Raw genomic sequence first — 14,569 nt, 5'->3', positions numbered from 1 at the left:
TTATGACAGACGACGAATCAGGGAATGACTCGCCCGACGCGGGATCGCCGAAACGGCGGCGTGCACCGAAAGGGGAAATGCGTCGTGCCGCTTTGCTCGATGCGGCAACAGTGATCTTCGCCCGCAATGGTTACTCCAGTGCGTCAATGAAGGACGTCGCGCAGCTCGCCGGCATCACCACGGTTGGCCTGCTGCATCACTTTCCGAACAAGGAAGCGCTGCTCAATGCGCTGCTGGAGCGCCGGGATCAGCGGGTGGTGTCGCGGTTCAGCGAACTGACCATGGAGATGACGCTGGAGGGGTTCGTGCGTTTTCTGAAGCAAAGCATGAGCTTCAGTGTGGAGAGTGCTGCGGAGTGCCAGGCGGCGATGGTGCTGAACACGGAGAGTCTTTCGAATCTGCATCCGGCGTTCAATTGGTACAAGGAGCGCTTTCACATCACCCATCATCACGCCCAGGGCCACCTGAAAGCGCTGATTGAGGCGAAGGAGATTCGTGAGGACATTCAGACGAGCGCGTTGGCTCAGGAGATCTTTTCCGTGATGGATGGCTTGCAGATCCAGTGGCTGCGGGCACCCGATGAAGTCGATGTGATGGCGGTATTCGATGTTTATCTACAGCGGCTAAAGGCGGATATTCAAGCTCGTCCCTGAGCTTGAATCCTGCGGCTTAGTAGGTCTGTGCGGCGCTGACCTGTACTGCTTTGCGCAGTGGAGACGGCAGCGGGTTGCTGTCGCGGGTGGTCAGGTGTTCCGGGAAGAGCGTGATCAAGGTGCGATCCAGCGGCAGGTCTTCGGAATCAGGCCCTACGAGGATCTTGAACTTGCCGGCGTCCACATCCCAGCTGTCGGTCTTCTCGACGTAGTACGCCAGGGAGCGCGAATCGATCGGAATGCTCACCGTCTTGCTTTCGCCCGGTTGCAGGTAAACCTTGGTGAAGCCCTTCAACTCCTTCTCAGGACGGTCAACCGCAGGGTTTGCAGGGTGAACGTACAGCTGCGCGACCTCGAAACCGGCCTGGGAGCCGCTGTTGGTGACGGTGAATTTCACGTCAACCGTGCTGCCCGGCGCCATCACGTTGGTCGACAGCTTCAGGTCGCTGTAGTCGAACGTGGTGTAGGACAGGCCATAGCCGAACGGATACAGCGGCTTGGCGTGCTTCTTGTCATAACCGCGATAGCCCAGGTAGATGCCTTCGCTGTAGTTCATTTCGGTCAGCGCGTTGTCACCCAGGTACTGCTTGGGATCGGAGTACGACGGGTAGCTCGGGTTGTCCTCGATCTTCTTGTCGATGGTGATCGGCAATTTGCCCGACGGGTTGACCTTGCCGTACAGAATCTCGGCCAAGGCCTGACCGCCTTGCTGACCCGGGAACCAGGCGTGCAGGCTGGCGCCTACCTTGTTCGCCCACGGCTGCATGTCCAGCGCGCCGCCGCTGTGCAAGACCACCACGGTGTTGGGGTTGGCCTTGGTGGCGTAGGTGATCAGGTCGGACTGATACTCGGGCAGTGCGTAGTCGTGGTCGTTGGACTCGCCTTCGTACTCGAAATTGGTACCGGCGGCGATGACCACGGCATCGTACTTCGAGAGATCCTTCGGCGGACGCAACGACGCCCAGCTCATCTGAACACCTGCCATGCCGCCCAGTACCGGCGTGAAGTTGCCTTGCAGGCGACGGTATTCCAGCTTGACCGTGTATTCCTTTCCGGCTTGCAACTTCGCGGTTTTGCCGGAAGTGACCAGTGCGTTGATCAGGTCGAAGGACTTCTCGGTGCCGTCGTTTTCCAGCACCAGCTCGTCGTTGACCCAAACCTTGAACGCACCGTCGGCACGCACTTTGAAGACCTGCTCACCGGAAATGGTTGGCTTGATTTTCGAAGTGAAGCGTGCGGAGAACGCGCCTGGCGTGGTGTTGAAGCCAGACACCGCAGTGACGCCGCTATCGGTGGTGTTGGTGTTGGTGGTCCAGCTCAGATTGACGCCCGGTTCGACGCGGGTCGTGGCAGGAGAACCGGCCAGCTCGGTGTTGGAGAAGTACTCGGCCTTCACACCCGTGTTGCTGATGCCGTTCTGCCCGGTGCTCGGCTGATACCAGACGGACGCCTTGGGATTGAGGCTCATCTCTCGCAGGTATTCGACGTTCGCGCCGTTCGAAGCCAGCTGCTGCAGACCGCTGAGTTCGGTGACGTAGGTGTTCGGCGGCGAGTTAGGCGTGCCGAATGGCGAAGTCGGCGGCTGCAGGGCCAGGTCGCCGATCACAGCAATCTTCGCATCGCGTGCCAGCGGCAGCAGGGGCTTGCCCGCCGAGGTCTTCTCGTTGCGCAGCAGGACAATGGATTCCCGCGCCATGTTCAGCGCTGCGCGTTGGCCGTATTCAGGGTGATCAAGGGTTTGCGCCTTGTTCAGTTGCTTGTCGAAGCCGTAGCTCACCAGCGCGCGCAGGTTGCGCTTGACCTTGTCGTCGATGACGTTCTGGGTCAGCTGACCGCTCCAGAGGTAAGGCAGCAGCTTGGCTTCGGTGAATTGCAGGCCTGACGGCATGTCGATGTCAGTACCGGCCCAGGCGCCTTTGAACGCATCCTGCACCGAGTTGAAGTCGCTCATAACGTTGCCTTGATAGCCCCATTCACCCTTGAGCACTTCGGTCAGGAAATGATGGTTTTCACAGGCGTAATCGCCGTTGATCTTGTTGTAGCCACACATGATCGAGGCGACGTTGGCGTTCTTCACCAGCGATTCGAAACCCGGCAGATACAGCTCACGCAAGGTGCGCTCGTCGGCCTTGATGTTGACGTAGTGACGGTTGGCTTCCTGCTCGTTGGCCAGGAAATGCTTGCCCGCTGCCTGAATGCCCTGGGCCTGGATGCCGTTGGCGATGGCCGGGCCCATGACGGCGCCGAGGAACGGGTCTTCGCCGCTGACGTATTCGGCGGAGCGACCGCCAAACGGTGTGCGGTACAGGTTGACGCCCGGGGAGAGCATTTGCTGACCGCCGGAGATCCGCGTTTCGTAACCGATCGCCAGACCGAATTCCTTCGCGCGGTTGATGCTCCAGGTCGCGGCCAGGGCAGACTGCGCCGGGTATTGCGCGCCGAACGTGGCGTTGTTGACGTGCACGCCCATCGAGGAGTCGTAAGCGATGGTGCCTTCCATGCCCCACTTGGGCAGGCGAGGAATCATGTGGCCGTCGTCAACCCGGGTGAAGTTGATCTTCTCCGAGATGTTCATGTTGTCCAGCACCGCGCCAACGCGGGCTTCAACGTCGTTGCCGGTCATCGGCGTGGCGGCGTGAACGAGGGTGGCCTGGGCGACGCTGATGGCCAGCAGGCTCAACGCCATGGTCTGTTTGAAAGCTGACAAGGGCAACGTCCTCGTGGGCGGGTGGCAGTTCGTGATGTCGTGGCGGTCGGTCATGGCTTTTGCACCAGTACCGGCGCATCACCGGTGTCGACGGGAGCATCAAGCACCGCAGAGGAGGTCTTGGTGGTCGGCACGGCTACCTTGTCGACGCCAGAAAGCTGGTCGCGCTGTTTTTCAACCTGGGCGCGAACGGTTTCTGCAGAAGTTGCGTTTTGACTGGACGTAGAGTCCGCCGCAACAGCAGCAAAACTGCAGGCGCCGAAAAGCAAGACGCTGCAAACAGACAGCATGGGTCTATTCATCGATGGTTTCTCGATTGATGGGGTGTGGAAAATAAGTGAACGCGCAAACCCGTCCAACTGGGAACAGGACGAACGTTAAGTCCGGGGAATCTACTGATTAGTTCAGCGTTTGCAAGATTATTTTTTAATTAGACGAGCGGTGATCGGAAAGGCCCCTTCGACAGGGTGTTAAAAGGCAGAGTTCCGCTACGAGCCAAACAGAAAACCGGCTTCAAGCGCAATTTATCACCATATTAATTTGGTTAATCAGCGATTAATTGCCCATTGCGACTAATATACGTTAATTTCCTTGCGGTGTAGAAAACCTAATTGCTATTAGGTTTAGCTTGCTGGTAAGCTCTCTCCGCGCTGAGTAATCCTCGAACAATCAGACGACTGCATAGCCGCCTTAGTTGTCGACATTTCTATTCGCCAACGTTGGCGGTTAATAGCATTCGGCGGGGGAGTTGATAACTCCCGACAGTACTCAAAATACATATTCACTGAAAGCCGCTGGATGAATGCTCCGCGGCTTATAACGCGTGGCCGCAAATAAGCAGTCCTGGTTATGTGTCAGTTAGTTATTTGTCAGTTAATCGGTACGCCACACGCTGTTATCCACCCAGGCCTTCGATCACCATGCCACTAAACCCGCTCGACGCCAGACAGTTGCAGATTCCGGACCCCGAGCAGGTCTGCGCCTGGCTGTCGGCGAACGCCGGGCTTAAGACGCTCGATCTGGAGCGGGCGCGGCGCTTGATGGCCGAGTCCGAAGGCGCCGGGCTGCTGGCGTTACTGACCCGGCTGGGGTTGGTCTCGGAAACCGAGATGGCCCGGGCCTGGGCGGCGCTGCTGCAAACGCCACTGCTGGCCCTCGACGAAGCGGCCGACATGCTGGATCCCTTGCCGGCGCTGACCGAGCGCTTCATGCGGCATTTCCAGGTCGTGCCTTTGGCGTGGCGCGAAGACGGTCTGCACGTGGTCTCGGCCAACCCGTGCGAGCGCTACGCCTTCGAAGCCATTGGCTATTGCTGTCAGGTCCCGGTATGGCTGTCGATCGGTTCGCGTAACGACGTCGACACCCTGATTGAGCGCTATTACGGCCAGGGGCGCAGTGCCATCGGCACCCTTATTGAATCCCTTGATGATCACAACGGCTCGCCGGAAGACATCGAACACCTGAAGGATCTGGCCTCGGAAGCACCGGTGATCCGGCTGGTCAACCTGATCCTGCAGCGCGCCGTCGAGCAGCGGGCCTCGGACATCCACATCGAGCCCTTCGAGAGCCAGTTGAAAGTGCGTTACCGCATCGACGGCGTGCTCCACGAAGCTGAAGCGCCGCCGTCCAGCTCGTCCGCCGCGGTGATCTCCCGCCTGAAAATCATGGCGCGCCTCGACATCGCCGAACGGCGCTTGCCCCAGGACGGCCGCATCATGCTGCGGATTCAGGGCAAGGAGCTGGACCTGCGGGTGAGCACCGTCCCCACCAGTTTTGGCGAATCGGTGGTGATGCGCCTACTCGACCGGCAGACCATCAATTTTGATTTCCCCAGCCTCGGGTTCGACGGCGAGCGGCTCGACGCCTTTCTGGCGGTGCTCGAACGGCCCCACGGCATTCTGCTGGTGACCGGGCCGACCGGTTCGGGCAAGACCACCACGCTGTACACCGCGCTGTCGCGGCTCAACACCGCCGAACGCAAGATCATCACCGTCGAAGACCCGGTGGAATACCAGCTCGAAGGAATCAACCAGATTCAGGTCAAGCCGGCCATTGGCCTGGACTTCGCCGGCGCGCTGCGCTCCATCGTGCGGCAGGACCCGGACGTGATCATGATCGGTGAAATGCGCGATCTGGAAACCTGCCGCATCGCCATTCAATCCTCGCTGACCGGCCACCTCGTGCTGTCGACGCTGCACACCAACAGCGCGGCGGCGAGTATCACGCGCTTGCTGGACATGGGCGTCGAGAGCTACCTGATTGCTTCGACGGTCAACGGCATTCTCGCCCAGCGCCTGGTGCGACGCCTTGATCCGCTCACCCGCGAAGCCTTCGAAGCACCCCAGGCGCTGATCGACGAACACGAACTGGAGCGCTTCACCGACGAGCGTCCGATTCTTCTTTACAGGCCACGCAGCGAGGCGCCCGGTGGCGGTTATCGCGGTCGCAGTGCAATCACTGAACTGCTGGTGATGAACGAAGAACTGCGCAGCCTGCTGATGAGCCGCGCCGATGCCTCGACCCTTGAGCACGCCGCGCGCCGTGCCGGGTTGCGCACCCTGCATGAGGAAGGCTTGCGTCAGGCGGTGGCGGGGATTACTTCGCTGGAAGAAGTCCTGCGCGTGACCCGAGGCGAATGACATGACGCCGTTCAAATACCGCGCGCTGGACGCCCAGGGCGCTGAGCACAATGGCCTGCTGGACGCCGCCGACCGCGACACGGCCATCGCCCTGCTGCACAAGCGCGGCTTGATGGTGTTGCAGGTCGATCCGTCGAGCCTGGGCGGGCTGCGCCAGGCCCTCGGTCGCGGCACCCTGAACGGCGCCGCGCTGATGAGCTTCACCCAGCAACTGGCGACCCTGCTCGGTGCCGGCCAACCGCTGGAACGTTCTCTGACCATTCTGCTGCGCCAACCCGGCCGGTCCCGGAATCAGATTCAGACCCGCGCGCTGATCGAGCGCATTCGCGAACAGGTCAAGGCCGGCAAACCACTCTCTGTAGCGCTGGAAGAAGAGGGCCGGCAGTTTTCGCCGCTGTACATCAGCATGGTCCGCGCTGGCGAAGCCGGCGGCGCGCTGGAAAACACCCTGCGCCAGCTCAGCGAGTATCTGGAACGCAGCCAGTTGCTGCGCGGCGAGGTGATCAACGCGCTGATCTACCCGGCGTTTCTGGTGGTCGGCGTGCTCGGTTCACTGGCGCTGCTGCTGGCGTACGTCGTGCCGCAATTCGTGCCGATCTTCCGCGACCTCGGCGTGCCGATTCCCTTCATCACCCAAGCGATTCTCTGGCTTGGGCAGTTTCTCAGCGACGACGGGCTGATGCTGCTGGCTGGCAGCATTGCACTGATCTGGATCCTCGCCCTGCGCGCCCGCGATCCACAACGGCGCTTGCGACGTGACCGGCGTCTGTTGCGCATGCGCGTGATTGGCCCGTTGCTGCAGCGCATCGAAGCAGCGCGGCTGGCGCGCACCCTGGGCACGTTGCTGAGCAATGGCGTGGCGTTGTTGCAGGCGCTGGTCATCGCCCGGCAGGTTTGCAGCAATCGGGCGCTGCAGCAGCAGGTCGAGCAGGCCAGTGAGTCGGTGAAGGGCGGCGGCACGCTGGCCAGTGCGTTCGGCGAGCAGCCGCTGCTGCCGGACCTGGCCCTGCAAATGATCGAAGTCGGCGAACAGGCCGGCGAACTGGACACCATGTTGCTGAAGGTGGCCGACGTGTTCGACGTCGAGGCCAAACGCGGCATCGACCGCATGCTCGCCGCGCTGGTGCCGACGCTGACCGTGGTCATGGCGGTGCTGGTGGCGGTGATCATGCTGGCCATCATGCTGCCGCTGATGAGCCTGACCAGCAATATTTGAACCCCGAACCCTTTCAATCCGAGAACCAGACCGATGCGCCGCACGCCGTTTACCGCTGCAACCCGCCGCCAGCGCGGCTTCACCCTGCTGGAAATGCTCGCGGTCATCGTGCTGCTGGGCATTGTCGCGACCATCGTCGTGCGCCAGGTCGGCGGCAACGTCGACAAGGGCAAATACGGTGCCGGCAAGGCGCAACTGGCGAGCCTGAGCATGAAGATCGAAAGCTACGGCCTGGACCTGGGTTCGCCGCCGAAAACCTTGCAGCAACTGGTCGAAAGGCCGGCCAACGCTTCAGGCTGGGCCGGGCCGTACGCCAAACCGTCGGACCTGAAGGACCCGTTCGGTCACGCCTTCGGCTATCGCTTCCCGGGTCAGCACGGCGCGTTCGACCTGATTTTTTACGGTCAGGACGGTCAGCCCGGCGGCGAAGGCTACAACGCTGACCTGGGCAACTGGGAGTAACCGGCGAGCATGAGCGCGCCTGGGCCAAGCCGTGGTTTTACCCTGCTGGAGATGCTGGTGGTCATCGTCTTGATGAGCATCGGCATCGGCGTGGTCGGGTTCGGCTTGCACAAGGGTTTGCAGCAGGCCGCGGATCGCCAGTTGCTTGGGCAAATGGTTCAGGCCCTTCGAACGACCCGCAGCGCGGCGATCATCAGCGGCCAGACTCGCGAGACCTCATTCGATCTCGACCGCCGCACCTTCAAGGCCCCCGGCAAACGGCCGCAACAATGGCCCGCCGAGGTCGGCGTGCAGCTGAGCACGGCCGCGGATCTAGGGGAGGTCGGGGGCGCAGCGTTCGCGTTCTACCCGGATGGCAGTTCCAGCGGCGGCAATCTGCTGGTGTTCCAGGGCGATCGGCGTTGGCGCATCGACGTTGGCTGGCTGACCGGCAGCGTCAAGAGCCGTGCTTTGCCATGAAGGCTCGCAACGGTCAGGCCGGTTTCACGCTGCTGGAAATGCTCGCCGCACTGGTGGTCATGGCCCTGTGCAGTGGCGTGCTGCTGATGGCGTTCGGGCAAAGCGCTCGCTCGTTGCAGCAGGTTGATCGCGCGGACCGGCTCAGCCAGGCGGCGCGTTCGGTGCTCGATGATCAGGCCGTCGGCGTGTTGCAGCCGGGGCAGAGCAGCGGCGTGACAGACGGCGGCATCCGTTGGGCCATGGGCGTCTCGGCGTTGCCTGCCAACGCTGGCCAGCCACGCCTGTTGCGGATGGAGCTGACGGTCAGCCAAGGGCGGCGTGAGGCACACTTCAGCACGCTGCGGCTGGTGAATCCAGCGAAGGCGGGCGCCCAGTGAACAATCAACAACGCGGCTTCACCCTGCTGGAAATCATGATCGTGCTGAGCCTGCTGGCGGTGCTGCTGACCCTGGTCGGCGGCGCGCTGGTGGGTGCCAACCGCGCGGTGGTCAAGGCCGATCACTACACCTCACGCCTGGATGAGCGGCGGGCTGCCCAAAGCTTTTTGCGTCAGGCCATCAGCCAGGCGCTGCCGCTGGATTTGGCGGAAAACGCCCCTTCCGGTGCGGGGCTGTTCGTGGGCTCGGCGCAGCGCGTGCAGTTTGCCGCGACCTTGCCGGGCAACCTGGGGGGCGGCATTCAGTTGCACACCCTGGAAGTGTCCGGCCCGGCAGCGGACCGTCGTTTGCAGATCGCTTTCGCCCAGGTTGAGGACAACGTGTTGCGCGCGTGGGGTGACCCGCAGGTGTTGCTTCACGGCGTAAGGGACTTGACGTTGCGCTATCGCGGCGTAACGCCAAAAGGTGAGCCGACCGGCTGGCTGGACGAGTGGCCGTGGCCCAACCGTTTGCCCCGCGCCGTGCGCGTCGAGGTGCAGATGGACGGCCCGGTGACCTGGCCGAGCGAAATCATCGCCTTGCGCCTTGATCTGTCGGGCGGGTCTGCCGGTGCTGCGTCGTCGGCGGGAGACACGCAATGAATCGGCAGCGCGGCGTGGCCCTGTTGCTGGTGCTCTGGGCAGTGGCGACGCTGAGCCTGTTGCTCGGCGGTCTGGCCGGCTGGGTACAGCTCGAAACGCGCCAGGCGTTGTGGCAGCGGCAGCACACCCAGGCGCTGCTGGCCGCCCAGGCCGGGATGAACCTGGCGTTGCAGGCGTTGCTGGACGCGAATCACCGACCGCGCTGGATCGCCGACGGCCGCGCCGTGCCGCTGGCATTCGACGACGCGCGGATGGTGGTCAGCGTCAGCAGCGAGCGCGGCAAGCTCGATCTGAATGCGGCCAGCAACGAGGACATCACCCGCGTGGCTCAAGCCTGCGGCGCCGATCGCGACGAGGCGACCCGACTGGGCCGTGCCTTAGAGGCACGTCGCGATGGCCGCGCCGCGCCGTTGCGGGTTATCGAAGAACTGCGTCAGGTCCCGGGCATGACCCAACGCCTGTACCAGCGCATGGCGCCGGAAGTGACGCTGTGGAGCGGGCTGGCGCGGCCGGACGCTGCATTCGCCTCGCCATTGCTGCGAACCGCCTTGAACCTGCCGCAACAGACAGCCACGGGCACCGACCCCGGCAGCGTGCTGAGCATCGACAGCCAGGCACAACTGCCGGATGGCGTCATCGCCCGGTTTCAGACCACCGTTCTACTGTCCCCATCGGAGGGTAACGCTCACCCGTATCGGGTGCTGCGTTGGCAAGAATGAATTCACTCCTATCAGTCCCTGCGCCGCTTCAGGCGTACCTGGCTAATGTTGAACGGCGCTGGCAGGGCAGCGTGGCGCAAGGTGTCTGGCAGCGCTGGCTGGCCGAATTGCGCGGTTGCGTGCCGGCGCGGTGGCGTCATCGGCTCAGGCCCCAGATAACCGTGCAGTCCCATCGCTGGCCGATCGTGACGCCCACGTCTGAAATCCAGGCCAGCGCCCGCCAAGTGCTGATGCTGCCGACCGCTGTGGTGATGATCCATCGCCTGCAATTGCCGACAGCGGCCGCGCGGGATCTCGCTGCTGTGGTTGGCTATGAACTGGACAAATACACGCCGTATCCCCGCGATCAATTGCTCTATGTCGTGCGCCAGGACGGCCGCAGCGCGGGCGGGTTGCAGATCACCCTGATCGCCATTCTCCGCGAGCGCATGCAGGCGATTCTGGCGGAGTGCGCCGCCCAAGGCCTGACGCCGCAACGGGTGGACGTCTGCTCAGAGGACGGCACGCCGCTGGGGATCGATCTGCTGCCCGAGTCCGCGCGACCGGTAAACCACCGCGGGGGCGTGGAGCAGCGTCGTGTGCTTGTCGGCTTTTGCGCCGTGCTGCTCGTCACGCTGATGGGCGTGTGGTTGCACGATCGTCAGCAACGCCTGGAAGGCATGCGCGCGACGGTGCAGTCGCTGAAAGGCCAGGCGGCCCAGGTTCAGCAGCTTCGTCAGCAACTGACCAACACCCTCGGCGCCGCCGATTACCTGACCCGGCACAAGGCCGCGCGCCCGACCATGGCTGCGCTGATGAGTGAATTGACCGCCTGCCTGCCCGACGACACCTGGCTGGAGCAACTGGAAATCGACGCTGACGACGTGTCGTTTTCCGGCAAGAGCGTGCGCGCCAGTGCGCTGATCAGCCATTTGAAAGACTGCCCCAGCCTGGAAAACCCTCAGTTTCAGGGCGTCATCCAGCCCGACGCCGACAGCGGCAAAGAGCGCTTTTCCTTACACGCACGCTTGCATCAGGAGGCCGCCGATGCGCCGAACGCTGACACCCCGTGAATTGACGCCCCGTGAGCGTCGCGGCGTTGCATTGATCGTCCTCGCCCTGGTGATGGGCGCAGTCTACTGGCTGCTCATTGACAGCTGGTTCGCCGGCCCGCTGCGGGACATGGGCGAAGAGGCCGAGCAGCTCAGGTCCCAACAGCAGCGCTACGCTGGCCTTGTGCAACAGCGCGAAAGCCTGAACGCAGCGCTGGAAACCGCCGCGCAGGACCCGGCCAGCAGCGGGAGCTTATTGACCGGCGAAGACCCGAGCGCAGTCGCCGCCGATCTCATGCAGCACGTCGCGGACGTCATCACGGCCCAGGGCGCGAACAGCGCCGGCTGCACGCTCACTCAACGGATGCCCATTACCCCGGAGCAGGACGGCAGCGAGCCATTTCGCCAGGTCAAGGTCAGCGTCACGCTGGAATGCGCCATCGAGCCGCTCATGGCGGTATTGCATGGGCTGGAATATCAGCGGCCATTGCTGTTCATCGAGCACATGAGCGTGCGTCGCGCCAGCAATGCGCCTGGCGAAGGCGGGGCAGGGCGACTGACTGTGCAACTGCTGATTCGCGGCTATTTGCAGCCGGTTGCGCTCAAGGCAACTGCCGATCAACCCGACTCAGCCGAGGCCGCCCCATGATGCGTTCCCCGATAACGGCCGAGGGCGCGCTGATGGCCGTCGCCCTTGTCCTGCTGGTGCTGATTGCCCTGGTGCTCAACGGCACCTGGCAGTCCGCGGACTGGCTGCCTGCCGAAGCGAATCATCGCCCGGCCGTCGCGGCAAAAACGCCGGTGTTAGCGCCCGTGGAATTGCCCGGTCTGGCCAACGCCTGGCAGACCCCGCTGTTCAGCGTCGACCGCCGCCCGGACCCGCAACAGCCAGCCAATCAGGCAGCATCCAGTCTGAGCGGGCTGACCCTGACCGGCGTGCTGCTCGACGGCACGGTGCAGCTGGCATTCATCAAACCGACCACCGGCCCGGCGCTGAAAGTCCGCCTCAACGGGCCGTTGCCCAACGGCTGGACCCTGCGCGCGATCAGCCCGACGAGTGCCACGTTTGGCCTCGACGAGCGCACCGAAACCCTCACTGTCCGGCGCCTGCGATTGCCTGCGCCGTCGACCTCACCACCGCTTTCCCTTTCCCGTGAAGACCTCCATGAACCTGCCCCGTAATCGTTCCCTGCGCCGTGCCCGCAGCACCAAACCCGTCGCGACGCTTCGCTCGCCCTTGCTGTGCCTGGCGGCGGCCGTCGCCTTGAGTGGCTGCACCACCGCGCCGACGACCCTTGAGCCGGACAGCGGCATGCTCCGCGAGGCGCTGGACGGAACCGGAAACCAACGTCGGCCGATCGACCCACGCAGCGAGCCAATGCCGGTTCAGGCACAAGCCAGTGCTGCGGACGGCTCGACGGCGACTACCGGCACCCGGCAGATCATCAGGGGCACCCAGCGCTTCGTGAAAACACCGGCGCCGGCAACCGCCACGCCCCAGGCGGCGGAAGGCGACATCGTCTTCAACTTCGCCAACCAGCCCATCGAAGCGGTGGTCAACAGCATCCTCGGCGACATGCTTCACGAGAGCTACACCATCGCCCAAGGGGTGAAGGGCGAAGTGAGTTTCTCCACGTCCCGGCCGGTCAACCCGCAGCAGGCGCTGTCGATTCTTGAGACCCTGCTGTCGTGGACCGACAACGCAATGATTCGTCAGGGCAATCGCTACGTCATCCTTCCGGCCAGCCAGGCGATTGCCGGCAAACTGGTGCCGGAGATGGCCGTGGCCCAACCGTCTGCCGGGTTGTCGGCGCGGCTGTTCCCGCTGCGCTACATCTCCGCCACGGAAATGCAGAAACTGCTCAAGCCGTTTGCCCGGGAGAACGCGTTCCTGCTGGTGGACCCGGCCCGCAATGTGCTGAGCCTGGCGGGCACCACTGAAGAGCTGGCGAACTATCAGCAGACCATCGATACCTTCGACGTCGACTGGCTGAAGGGCATGTCGGTGGGCGTGTTCGGTCTGCAACGCGCCTCGGTCAGCGAGCTGATGCCGGAGCTGCAAAAGCTGTTCGGGCCGGACAGCGGCATGCCGTTGGCGGGGATGGTGAGGTTCCTGCCCATCGAGCGGACCAACTCGGTCGTGGCGTTCTCGTCCCAGCCCGAATACCTGAACGAAGTGGGCACCTGGATTCGCACCATCGACGAAGGCGGCGGCAACGAGCCGCAGCTGTACGTCTACGACGTGCGCAACATGAAGGCCACCGACCTGGCGAAATACCTCAAGCAGATCTACGGCACGGGCGCGGTACAAGAGGAAAGCGCTGCCAAGGTGGCGCCGGGGTTGCGCACGCGCTCTATGTCGTCGTTGACCGGGGGCACGTCTGGCGGCACATCGGGCGGTCTCGGCTCGGGCACGGGGATGAGTTCCGCTACGGGTCTCAACAGTAGCGGCCAAGGCGGCCTGTCCCAGAGCGGGACTCAGAACACGGCGACCTCGGACGACGAGCAGGAGCAAGACGCGGACACCCGCAGCGATAGCGGTTCCGACGACAGTTCGACATCCGGCGCTGCCACCTCGGGCAACGGGCAGAAAGGGCTGGACTCGGCCACCCGCATCTCGGCGCAGAAAAGCAGCAACCAGTTGCTGGTGCGCACGCGGCCTGCGCAGTGGAAAGAGATCGAGGCGGCGATCAAACGTCTGGACAATGCGCCGCTGCAAGTGCAGATCGAAACGCGGATCCTCGAGGTCAAGCTGACCGGCGAGCTGGATCAGGGCGTTCAGTGGTACCTCGGACGCCTGGCCGGCAATTCCACCAGCACCACCGTCACCAACACCGCCGGCAGTCAGGGTGCGCTGGGGGGAGGCGGGGCCGGGCTGGGCTCGACCGATTCGCTGTTCTATTCCTTTGTCAGCACTAACCTGCAAGTGGCGATTCACGCGCTGGAAACCAACGGCCGCACCCAGGTGCTGTCGGCGCCGTCGCTGGTGGTGATGAACAACGAAAGCGCGCAGATCCAGGTCGGCGACAACATCCCCATCAGCCAGACCACGGTCAATACCGGCACCTCGGACACCACCCTGAGCAGCGTCGAGTACTTGCAGACCGGCGTGATCCTTAACGTCGTGCCGCGAATCAACCCGGGCGGCCTGGTGTACATGGACATTCAGCAGCAGGTCAGCGATGCCGACGACACCGTGACGGTGAACGGCAACCCGCGCATCTCGACGCGCTCGGTGTCGACCCAGGTGGCTGCGCAAAGCGGGCAGACCGTATTGCTCGGCGGGCTGATCAAGCAGGACAACAGCGAGAGCGTCAGCGCCGTGCCGTATCTGGGCCGGGTGCCCGGATTGGGCTGGCTGTTCGGCAATCGCAGCAAGTCAAAGGATCGCACCGAGTTGCTGGTGCTGATCACGCCGCGGGTCATCAACAGCAGCAGCCAGGCACGCCAGGTCACCGACGATTATCGTCAGCAGATGCAGTTGTTGAACGGCGCCAGCGCGCCACAAACCCTGCGCTAGACGCTTGAGCAGCTGTAACAAAGTTTTCCGGGGCGCGGGGTGTGGACGCTAAGATGGGCGTGAACGCGTGCGAACGGGCGGCTCGGACCTCCCGCTTTCGCGCACTTCCCACACGGAGCCATCACCGGCCCCAACACGGAAAACC

14 protein-coding genes are annotated in these 14,569 nt (G+C 63.4%); 12 read left to right on the top strand and 2 right to left on the bottom strand.

The window, feature by feature from the left end:
- Positions 1–2 precede the first annotated feature (2 nt).
- Positions 3–653 (top strand): TetR/AcrR family transcriptional regulator, encoded by a 651-nt coding sequence (locus tag ACQKEN_RS06095; protein ID WP_427684409.1) that lies wholly within the window; start codon positions 3–5, stop codon positions 651–653.
- 16 nt (positions 654–669) lie between these two features.
- Here the strand turns inward: ACQKEN_RS06095 and ACQKEN_RS06090 are convergent, their stop codons facing one another.
- Complete coding sequence (locus ACQKEN_RS06090) at positions 670–3,339, bottom strand: glycoside hydrolase family 3 protein (protein WP_427684586.1); 2,670 nt, start codon at positions 3,337–3,339, stop codon at positions 670–672.
- Between the two features lie 71 nt (positions 3,340–3,410).
- Complete coding sequence (locus tag ACQKEN_RS06085) at positions 3,411–3,662, bottom strand: hypothetical protein (RefSeq protein WP_427684408.1); 252 nt, start codon at positions 3,660–3,662, stop codon at positions 3,411–3,413.
- 618 nt (positions 3,663–4,280) lie between these two features.
- Between ACQKEN_RS06085 and gspE the strand changes: the two genes are divergently transcribed.
- The 11 genes from gspE to gspD are packed head-to-tail and all read left to right on the top strand — an operon-like array spanning position 4,281 to position 14,424.
- The gene (gspE, locus tag ACQKEN_RS06080; RefSeq protein ID WP_427684406.1) at positions 4,281–5,999 is read left to right on the top strand and encodes a type II secretion system ATPase GspE; all 1,719 of its coding nucleotides are present in this window, start codon (positions 4,281–4,283) and stop codon (positions 5,997–5,999) included.
- A gap of 1 nt (position 6,000) precedes the next feature.
- On the top strand, positions 6,001–7,215 hold the full coding sequence (gene gspF / locus ACQKEN_RS06075) for a type II secretion system inner membrane protein GspF (RefSeq protein WP_427684404.1): 1,215 nt from the start codon (positions 6,001–6,003) through the stop codon (positions 7,213–7,215).
- Between the two features lie 33 nt (positions 7,216–7,248).
- Positions 7,249–7,677 (top strand): type II secretion system major pseudopilin GspG, encoded by a 429-nt coding sequence (gspG, locus tag ACQKEN_RS06070; protein WP_133775164.1) that lies wholly within the window; start codon positions 7,249–7,251, stop codon positions 7,675–7,677.
- A gap of 9 nt (positions 7,678–7,686) precedes the next feature.
- A complete protein-coding gene (locus ACQKEN_RS06065; protein WP_427684402.1) occupies positions 7,687–8,136 on the top strand; it encodes a pilus assembly FimT family protein in 450 nt (149 codons plus the stop codon).
- Positions 8,133–8,513 carry a type II secretion system protein gene (locus ACQKEN_RS06060; RefSeq protein WP_427684400.1) on the top strand — a complete coding sequence of 127 codons (381 nt, stop codon included), beginning with the start codon at positions 8,133–8,135 and terminating at the stop codon, positions 8,511–8,513. The genes ACQKEN_RS06065 and ACQKEN_RS06060 overlap by 4 nt, the downstream gene beginning before the upstream one ends.
- Positions 8,510–9,154: a prepilin-type N-terminal cleavage/methylation domain-containing protein gene (locus tag ACQKEN_RS06055; RefSeq protein ID WP_427684398.1), complete on the top strand. Its 645-nt coding sequence runs from the start codon at positions 8,510–8,512 to the stop codon at positions 9,152–9,154. The genes ACQKEN_RS06060 and ACQKEN_RS06055 overlap by 4 nt, the downstream gene beginning before the upstream one ends.
- A complete protein-coding gene (locus tag ACQKEN_RS06050) occupies positions 9,151–9,873 on the top strand; it encodes a general secretion pathway protein GspK (protein WP_427684397.1) in 723 nt (240 codons plus the stop codon). Before ACQKEN_RS06055 ends, ACQKEN_RS06050 begins: the two co-directional genes overlap by 4 nt.
- A complete protein-coding gene (locus ACQKEN_RS06045) occupies positions 9,870–10,925 on the top strand; it encodes a type II secretion system protein GspL (protein ID WP_427684395.1) in 1,056 nt (351 codons plus the stop codon). The genes ACQKEN_RS06050 and ACQKEN_RS06045 overlap by 4 nt, the downstream gene beginning before the upstream one ends.
- On the top strand, positions 10,900–11,553 hold the full coding sequence (gspM, locus tag ACQKEN_RS06040; protein ID WP_427684393.1) for a type II secretion system protein GspM: 654 nt from the start codon (positions 10,900–10,902) through the stop codon (positions 11,551–11,553). The genes ACQKEN_RS06045 and gspM overlap by 26 nt, the downstream gene beginning before the upstream one ends.
- Positions 11,550–12,086, top strand: a complete 537-nt coding sequence (locus tag ACQKEN_RS06035; RefSeq protein ID WP_427684392.1) for a hypothetical protein — start codon at positions 11,550–11,552, stop codon at positions 12,084–12,086. The genes gspM and ACQKEN_RS06035 overlap by 4 nt, the downstream gene beginning before the upstream one ends.
- Positions 12,070–14,424, top strand: a complete 2,355-nt coding sequence (gspD, locus tag ACQKEN_RS06030; RefSeq protein ID WP_427684390.1) for a type II secretion system secretin GspD — start codon at positions 12,070–12,072, stop codon at positions 14,422–14,424. The genes ACQKEN_RS06035 and gspD overlap by 17 nt, the downstream gene beginning before the upstream one ends.
- Positions 14,425–14,569: the final 145 nt, after the last annotated feature.

Source organism: Pseudomonas sp. NPDC078416, assembly GCF_050268485.1.
Lineage (GTDB): Bacteria > Pseudomonadota > Gammaproteobacteria > Pseudomonadales > Pseudomonadaceae > Aquipseudomonas.
Note: the sequence above shows the minus strand (reverse complement) of the source record. Positions and strands in the feature narration are given on the sequence as shown.

What these genes read in the sequence shown, in the direction of transcription:
- ACQKEN_RS06095 (WP_427684409.1), top strand. Translation starts at nt 3, where the DNA reads ATGACAGACGACGAATCAGGGAATGACTCGCCCGACGCGGGATCGCCG.
- ACQKEN_RS06090 (WP_427684586.1), bottom strand. Translation starts at nt 3,339, where the DNA reads ATGGCGTTGAGCCTGCTGGCCATCAGCGTCGCCCAGGCCACCCTCGTT.
- ACQKEN_RS06085 (WP_427684408.1), bottom strand. Translation starts at nt 3,662, where the DNA reads ATGAATAGACCCATGCTGTCTGTTTGCAGCGTCTTGCTTTTCGGCGCC.
- gspE (WP_427684406.1), top strand. Translation starts at nt 4,281, where the DNA reads ATGCCACTAAACCCGCTCGACGCCAGACAGTTGCAGATTCCGGACCCC.
- gspF (WP_427684404.1), top strand. Translation starts at nt 6,001, where the DNA reads ATGACGCCGTTCAAATACCGCGCGCTGGACGCCCAGGGCGCTGAGCAC.
- gspG (WP_133775164.1), top strand. Translation starts at nt 7,249, where the DNA reads ATGCGCCGCACGCCGTTTACCGCTGCAACCCGCCGCCAGCGCGGCTTC.
- ACQKEN_RS06065 (WP_427684402.1), top strand. Translation starts at nt 7,687, where the DNA reads ATGAGCGCGCCTGGGCCAAGCCGTGGTTTTACCCTGCTGGAGATGCTG.
- ACQKEN_RS06060 (WP_427684400.1), top strand. Translation starts at nt 8,133, where the DNA reads ATGAAGGCTCGCAACGGTCAGGCCGGTTTCACGCTGCTGGAAATGCTC.
- ACQKEN_RS06050 (WP_427684397.1), top strand. Translation starts at nt 9,151, where the DNA reads ATGAATCGGCAGCGCGGCGTGGCCCTGTTGCTGGTGCTCTGGGCAGTG.
- ACQKEN_RS06045 (WP_427684395.1), top strand. Translation starts at nt 9,870, where the DNA reads ATGAATTCACTCCTATCAGTCCCTGCGCCGCTTCAGGCGTACCTGGCT.
- gspM (WP_427684393.1), top strand. Translation starts at nt 10,900, where the DNA reads ATGCGCCGAACGCTGACACCCCGTGAATTGACGCCCCGTGAGCGTCGC.
- ACQKEN_RS06035 (WP_427684392.1), top strand. Translation starts at nt 11,550, where the DNA reads ATGATGCGTTCCCCGATAACGGCCGAGGGCGCGCTGATGGCCGTCGCC.
- gspD (WP_427684390.1), top strand. Translation starts at nt 12,070, where the DNA reads ATGAACCTGCCCCGTAATCGTTCCCTGCGCCGTGCCCGCAGCACCAAA.